This is a genomic window from uncultured Nevskia sp. (assembly GCF_903885465.1).
Lineage (GTDB): Bacteria > Pseudomonadota > Gammaproteobacteria > Nevskiales > Nevskiaceae > Nevskia.
The window spans coordinates 1-7377 of record NZ_CAISIQ010000044.1; the positions used below are offsets into that span (position 1 = coordinate 1).

The following is a 7377-nucleotide window of genomic DNA, read 5'->3' on the forward strand; positions in this document are numbered from 1 at the left end:
CGTGGTGATCGAAGTAATCGCTGAACTTGGCGCCGGCTTCGGCCTTGCCTTCGATCAGCTTGGCGCGCAGGTCGCCGCGTTCGCGCAGATAGGTACGAAGCTGGCCGAGCAGCGCGGCGTCTTCGGCGAAGCATTCGGTGAGGATGTCGCGGGCGCCATCGAGCGCGATCTTCACGTCGGTGACTTCGCCCTGCACGAACGGCAGGGCAGCAACGCTCGGCACCACGCTGCGATCGTCGAGGATCAGCTCGGCCAGCGGCTCCAGGCCGCGCTCGCGGGCGATCTCGCCGCGGGTGCGACGCTTCGGCTTGTACGGCAGGTAGAGATCCTCGACCTCGGCCTTGGTGGTCGCGGCATTGATCTTCGCGTCCAGATCCTCGCCCAGCTTGCCCTGGCTGCGGATCGAATCGAGCACCGCCGCGCGGCGATCCGCGAGTTCACGCAGATAGCCCAGGCGCTCTTCGAGCTTGCGCAACTGGGTGTCGTCGAGCCCGCCGGTGACTTCCTTGCGATAGCGCGAGATGAACGGCACGGTCGCGCCTTCATCGAGCAGATCGACCGCCGCCGACACCTGACGCGGCTGGGCGCCGATCTCGATGGCGATGAGGTTGAGGATGTCGCGGTGAACGCGGTCGGCAGCAGTCATGTGGGGCGAAAGCAGAACGGGAAGCGGGGCCGGACGATAGCGCCTGCTGCAAGACAAACCAAGATTGACAAGGACGCACCGATGTCGCCTGGAACCGGACTGACAACGCACAATGGCCGCCCATCGACCTGCGCGCCATGCTGATGAACTCGCCGATTGCTTTGAAGTCCGCGCTGCACCCCGCCCCGCCGGCACTCGATGCCGGCGCCGGCAGACCGGCCGCGTCCGGCCGCTACCGCGGCACCATCGCCGATCTGTCGACTGCTGCCTGGGATGGCGATCACGGGTTGGGCTCGCGGCGCCGGCTGCAGCGCAAGGGCTGGATGTATTTCTCGGCGGTCACCGAGCGCTGGAGCGTCGGCTACGCGATCGTCGATGCCGGCCTGATCGCCACCGCGTTCGTCTACGTCTATGACCGCGAGCAGCGGCGGCTGATCGAGGAGAAGGCAACCTTGCCGCTCGGCTTCACGGCGAACTTCGCGCCGGACTGGCGGCAGCCCTGGCAGCTGGCGCAGCGCGGCAAGCGCTGGCAGATCACGCCGAATGCTGACGGCTGGCAAGTCCGCTTCGACGGTCCGCAGATGAGCCTGGCGATGGACGTCGCGCGCGGTGGCGAAGGCATGAGTGCCGTCAGCAGCGCGCCCGGCCGGCCGTTCCATCACACCTGGAAGCTGTGCGCGCTGCCGGTGGCGCTGCGCCTCGGTATCGATGGCAAGACGATCGACGTGGCCGCCGCGAGCGGTGCGCTCGATTTCACCCTCGGCTATCCGCCGCGCAGCTCGCTGTGGAACTGGGCCAGCCTCGATGGCGCGACCGACGATGGCCGCAAGCTCGGCGTCAATGTCGTCGCCCACTTCATGAACGGGCTGGAGAACGCGCTGTGGCTCGGCGACGAGCTGATCCCGCTGGCCCAGGCGACGTTCGACTACGACCCGGAGCAGCTGATGGCGCCGTGGCGCATCCGCACCGACGACGGCATCGTCGATGTGACGTTCACCCCGGACGGCCAGCGTGCCGAACATCTGAACGCGCTGTGGCTGGCCAGCCGCTTCGCGCAACCGTTCGGCCACTTCGAAGGGCGCGTCGGGCAGGCCCGGGTATCGGGTTTCGGCGTGGTCGAGGAACATGCAGCGCTGTGGTGACCGACGGGCGATGAAGGAACGCGCCCGGAGGTCGCCTTCGCCCACCGTCCCGACTCCCGATCGTTGCCTGCCATGAGCGACATCACCCGACTGCTCGGCGCTGCTTCCTCCGGCGATGCTGCGGCCGTACAGCAGATCTACGCCCTGCTCTATCCGGACATCCGCCGTATCGCCCGGGCGCGGCTGATCGAGGCCGGCGGCGTCACCGGGCTCGACACCACGGCGCTGGTCCACGAAGGCTTCCTGCGCATGGCCGAGCGCGAAGGCCTGCATGGCGATCAGAAGCTGCAGTTCTTCGCTTACGTCGGCCGCGCGCTGCGTTCGGTGGTGCTCGATCACCTGCGCGCCCGGGCCACCGAGAAGCGCGGTGGCGACGTGCAGATGCTGACCCTGTCGCACGCCGACGACGTGCCGGCCGAGGCCGGCCTCAGCCAGGATCTGGCGGCGCTCGACGCGGCGATCGAGCAGATGCGCGCGCTCGACGAAACCCTGAGCCAGACTGTCGAGATGCACTTCTTCGCCGGCATGACCATTCCCGAGATCGCCGAGGTTCGCGCGGTGTCGACGCGCACCGTCGACCGCGAGCTTAAGAAGGCACGGCTGCTGCTCGCCGAGCTGCTGGCGCCGTAGGGCGGCCCATGGCCGCCAATGCAGGTGCCTGGACGAGACACACGGCGGGCACGGCCCGCCCTACGCTTGGTCGTACCCTTCGTCGTGCCCTTCGTCGTGCCCTTCGTCGTGATCTGCACTCGGATCGCGTCTTTAACCATGGGTCGTCATCGCGGCGACCGGACACCACCACGGGAGCTGCGGCACCTTGATTGCACCGGAACAATGGACTCGCTGGTCCGCGCTGCTCGATGAAGCGCTGGACCTCGACGAAGCCGCGCGCCCCGCCTGGCTGGCAGCGCTGCGCGAGCGCGATCCGCCGGCCGCCGATGCGGTGCAGCGCCTGCTCGGTCACGAGGACGACAGCAGCACGTTGCCTGGCGCCGGCAGCCTGTTCACGATCAATGGCGGCGGTGCGCCGTCCTATCCACAGATGCTCGGCGCCGCGCTTGCTGACGACCCGGCGGACGTCCCCGCCGCACAGCCCGGCCAGTCCTTCGGCCCCTGGCAGGTCAGCCGCTGCCTCGGCACCGGCGGCATGGGCGAAGTCTGGCTAGCCACTCGTGCCGATCGCCTTTACGAAGGCCAGGCGGCGATCAAGCTGCTCGCCACCAGCAGCGATGCCCGCCGCCTCGGCGCCCGCTTCGCCCGCGAGCGCAATCTGCTGGCGCGCTTGTCTCATCCGGGTATTGCCCGGCTGCTCGATGCCGGCATCGTCGGCGAGCAGCCCCAAGTCCAACCGTATCTCGTTCTCGAATACGTCGACGGTCGCAGCCTGATCGATCACGTGCGCGAGCAGGCGCCGACCGTCGCCGATCGCGTGCGCCTGGCGATCGCCATCGGCCATGCCGTCGAGTACGCGCATTCGCGACTGGTCGTGCATCGCGATCTGAAGCCGTCGAACGTCATGGTCACCCGCGCCGGCGAGGTCAAGCTGCTCGATTTCGGCATCGCCTCGATGCTCGACGACGACAGCAGCGGCCACACCGATTCACGCACCGCGCTGACTCGCCTGCACGGCCGCGGCCTGACCCTGGACTACGCAGCCCCGGAGCAGATCGCCGGTGAAGCGACCGGCATCGCCTGCGATGTCTATGCGCTCGCCGTGCTGCTGTTCGAACTGCTCGCCGGCCAGCGGCCATTGCGTGGCGAGCGGCCCGGCCGCGCCGCGCTCGAACATGCGGTGCTGCATGTCGAAGCGCCGCGTCTGTCCCGGATGATCGGCGGCGCGCGTCCCGCTGGCTGGCAGCCGGGCGATCAGCCGATCGACGCCGCCAAGCTCGGCACCGGCCTGGACGCGGTGCTGGCCAAGGCGATGCGCAAGGCGCCGGAAGACCGCTATCCGACGATGACCGCCTTGATCGCCGATCTCGACAACTGGCTGGCGCACCGGCCGCTGCAGGCCGCGCCGGGTGACTGGCGCTATCGCAGCCGGCTGTGGCTGCGCCGCAATCGCCTGCAGGCAAGCCTGGGTGCAGCAGTGTTGCTGTCACTCAGCATTGGCCTCGGCTTGAGCCTGTGGCAGTGGCAGCGCGCGCTGCTGGAAGCCCGCAAGTCCGAAGCGGTGCAGGGCTTTCTGGTCAGCCTGTTCAGCGCTTCGGACAACTGGGAGAACGGCGGCCATGAGCCGACCCTGCGCAGCGTCGTCGAAGGCAGCGCCGAACGGGTCGAGCGCGAGCTGGCGGCAATGCCCGACGTCCAGCTGACGCTCAACGAAGTGCTGGTCAACACCTATCAGGGCCTGGGCGATTACCGGGCCGGCGAAGCGATCGGCCGGCGCTCGATCGACCTCGCCGAACAGGTGCATGGTGCCGACAGCGCAGTCCGCGCCCGCTTCATCAATACCCTGGCCAACAATCTGATCGACAGCGGCCGCTACGACGAAGCCGCACCGCTGCTGCTCGAAGCGATCCGCATCCTGGCCAGCCTGCATGGCGCGGACAGTCTCGAAGTCGCCGATCTGCAGAACGATCTCGCGGCCGTCGAGGCTTCGCGCGGAAGGCTCGACGAAGCGGTGCGCCTGCGCCGCGCCGCCCTCGCCCGCTTCGAGCACGATCCAAAGGCGCGGGCTTCGGAAGTGGCGAGAGTGCGCGGCGATCTCGGCGTATCGCTGGATCGAGCCGGCGCCTGGCGTGAAGCCGAAGCGATCCATCGCATCGGCTACGAAGCGGCGCTGGCGGCCAACGAGCCGAAGGCGCTGCGCTACTCCAGCCTGCCGCACAACCTCGGCGCGATCCTGCGCCGGCTCGGCCAATACGCGGAAGCCGAGCGTCTGCTCGGCGAAGCAGTGGCGATCCGCCGCAAGGAAGCCGCCGACCATCCCTATCTCGGCCTGAGCCTGCGCACTCTGGCGCTGCTCTACGCCGAGACCGGCCGTGGCCAGGAAGCGGCGGTGATGATCGATGAAGCGCTGACCATCCTGCGCCGCAAGTACGGCGAGACCAGCGTCACCGTGCGCATCACCGAGCTGCAGCAGGCGCTGATCGCCGCCAGCAATCGGCCTGACGATGCCGGCGTCCTGGCTGCCGCCGAAACGGTGGCTCGCGGCGCGCTGGCAAAGATCTCTATCGACACGCCGCTGGAGCTGGCGCGCGGCCATCAGATGCTTGGCCAGATCCTGTTGCTGCAAGCGGCGCGGGCAGCGGCGGCGCGTGAGGAACTGAAAGCCGCGGTCGAGCTGTTCGAGCGGCACGAGGGCGTCACTCATCCGGAAGCGGCGATGGCCAACGGCCTGCTCGGCATTGCCGAACGGGCCGCGGGTGCCGAGGACGCCGGAAGCAGGCGCCTGCAGGCGGCGATCAACACCCTGTCCGCCGAAGTCGATCCCGAGCAGAGCCTGCTGGTCCGTCTGCGCGCCGCACAGAAGCTGCCCTGAGTCCAGTCTGATCCAGACGCCGCTGTCGTGATTGGCCGGCCCAGCGCGTCTATCCCAGTGAACGTTCATCGACACGGGGAATTGCATGTCCGGCCTGCCAGCGTTGTACCGCCGCCTGTTCGCGGCTCTCATCTTCCTGCTGCTGGCACCGGCTGCCCGGGCCACGGTCTTCGATGACGCCTGGGATTGCGCGTCCAGCGTCGGCAAAGGCTTCTATCTGCAGGCCACCGTCGGTGCCAAGGCGCTGGCCTTCGTCGCCAGCCCGAGTGGTGCGCAGTGCGTCGCCAACTTCACGTCGACGCCACATGTGGTCGGCATGGGCGTGGTCATCGGCGTCGCCAATGCCGGCGTGCTGCCGACGCACCAGCCGGCCTGCGAAGGCGCGATCTACGACACCGTCGCGGCGCCGATCGCCAACGGCCTGAGCCTGATCCCGATCCTGCCGGCGCCGGCCAAGCAGCAGCTGTTCCTGGTCGCCAAGGGCGAATTACAGGGCTCGGCGATGCGCAACCTGCCCGGCGTGAGCTTCGTGACCGGCGCGCTGTCCTGCGGCTGCGGGCTCACCGATGCCGGCCTGTCGGTCGATACCGTCAAGCAGGTGGTCAGCTCGATCGACAACATCGGCAACGCCTGCGGTGGGCCGGTGTGGGATGCGGCCAAGAGCATCGTCAAGGGCGCGCTCGGTGTGCTGAAGAACCCGGGCGACGCGGTCATCGATGGCATTTCCAACCTCGGTGACTATCTGTCTGGCCAGCACAAGCACATGCCGCCGGACGTCTATTTCGCGATCAATTACGGCTACGAGGTCTCGAACGTCGCCGGCTACCTGTCGACGTTCCGCGACTGGGTACGGAAGACCGACGGCTTCTATTCTCCCAATCCGCAGCCGGGCATGTGGACCAACATCGAAGGCTCGCGTGAAGGCTGCCGCGCCTATTTCGACACTCACACGATGTCGCCCGACAAGGCCAGGCGCGCCTGCGACGACATGATCGACGGCACCACGACCAGCGACACGATGTTCGCCAACAACGGCTTCAAGCAGCGGGTGCGGCAGCGGCTTTTCGAGTACGCCGTGGTCGAGGCGGTTCGCAAACGCGCCGAAGCCGCCGCTGCCTGGAACGAGCAGAACCTGACGCTGAACCTGCCCGCCGACGTGCCGGCAAGCCTCGCCAAGGCGCCGCTGAAGAGGGCTTCGTACGTGCTCTACGGCACCGACACCGGCGGCATGACGCCCAGCATCTACAGCCTCGATCACCGCGAAGGCGCGCAGTTCCCGTTCGATTCGATCGGCGACCGCGCGACCAAGCTGTGGCCGCAGGTGGCCGGCGACACGCTGGCGCCGATGGATCCCTTCCAGGCCGGCGCCCAGGCGCGTGCCCAGGCCGCGAAAGCGGTGCAGATGGCCGAAGCCGCCTACCCGGATCTCACCGGCACCGCGCGGGCGCAGGCGCAGGCCCGGGTCGCAGCGGACATCGCCGCCTATCGCAAGCAGCAGGCGCAGCTGGCGCCGATCAACGCCAGCATCCACGAGAGCCTGCACCCGGAACTGAAGTGCGGACCGAAGAACAAGGAGCAGTGCGTCGCCGCCGTGCAGCAGGCGATGGTCGACTGCGAGTACCGGAAGGACGCTTACTCCGAAAAATATCCGCATGTGCTGGATGCGGACTACCACAACCCGAGCGTCCTGCAGGCTTACCGCGACATTCAGCAGGACTGCGATCAGCAGGTCGACGCGCTGTTGAAAGCCTCGCTCAATATCGTCGCCTATCGCTCGCCCAGTGAGGACGCGAGGGGCTACAGCTTCAAGGGCGCCAACGGCGTCGGCAATGCCGCGATGCTGACCCGGCTGGAACGGCAGAACAACGCCAACATTCATGGCGGGATTTCGCGCAATCCCTATCGCGTGCTGCTGACGCAGCCGATCGACGGCGGAGGCGTGTCGACGCAGATCCCGCGGAACCTTCCGCAGACGCTGCCGCCACCAGTCGCGTCACCGGGCGCGACACCGGAAAGCGAGGGCCGCCGTCCGCCGCCGATCCGCATTCCGGGGCGCCGCGATGCCGAAGTTCCGGCGCCTGCCCCGATGCCAATGCCGATGCCCA

Annotated in this window: 4 protein-coding genes and 1 pseudogene; 4 read left to right on the top strand and 1 reads right to left on the bottom strand. The window is 68.1% G+C overall.

The features are described 5' to 3' along the window. On the bottom strand, nt 1–646 hold a 646-nt coding region (locus tag QZY06_RS01650), incomplete at its 3' end, for a Tex-like N-terminal domain-containing protein (protein ID WP_295679354.1). A 137-nt stretch (nt 647–783) separates the two neighbouring features. Here QZY06_RS01650 and QZY06_RS01655 point away from each other — a divergent pair. The 4 genes and pseudogenes from QZY06_RS01655 to QZY06_RS01670 all read left to right on the top strand — a co-directional run. Further along, nucleotides 784–1788 (top strand): DUF2804 domain-containing protein, encoded by a 1005-nt coding sequence (locus QZY06_RS01655; RefSeq protein WP_295679356.1) that lies wholly within the window; start codon nt 784–786, stop codon nt 1786–1788. Nucleotides 1789–1860: 72 nt separating this feature from the next. Further along, nucleotides 1861–2418 carry an ECF-type sigma factor gene (locus QZY06_RS01660; protein WP_295679358.1) on the top strand — a complete coding sequence of 186 codons (558 nt, stop codon included), beginning with the start codon at nt 1861–1863 and terminating at the stop codon, nt 2416–2418. A 187-nt stretch (nt 2419–2605) separates the two neighbouring features. Beyond that, the gene (locus QZY06_RS01665) at nt 2606–5272 is read left to right on the top strand and encodes a serine/threonine-protein kinase (protein ID WP_295679361.1); all 2667 of its coding nucleotides are present in this window, start codon (nt 2606–2608) and stop codon (nt 5270–5272) included. A gap of 85 nt (nt 5273–5357) precedes the next feature. Continuing rightward, a pseudogene (locus QZY06_RS01670) lies at nt 5358–7377 on the top strand (hypothetical protein); the annotation flags it as partial.

Bases quoted from the DNA above. Each gene is read 5' to 3' on its own strand.
- QZY06_RS01655 (WP_295679356.1), top strand. From the start codon at position 784: ATGCTGATGAACTCGCCGATTGCTTTGAAGTCCGCGCTGCACCCCGCC.
- QZY06_RS01660 (WP_295679358.1), top strand. From the start codon at position 1,861: ATGAGCGACATCACCCGACTGCTCGGCGCTGCTTCCTCCGGCGATGCT.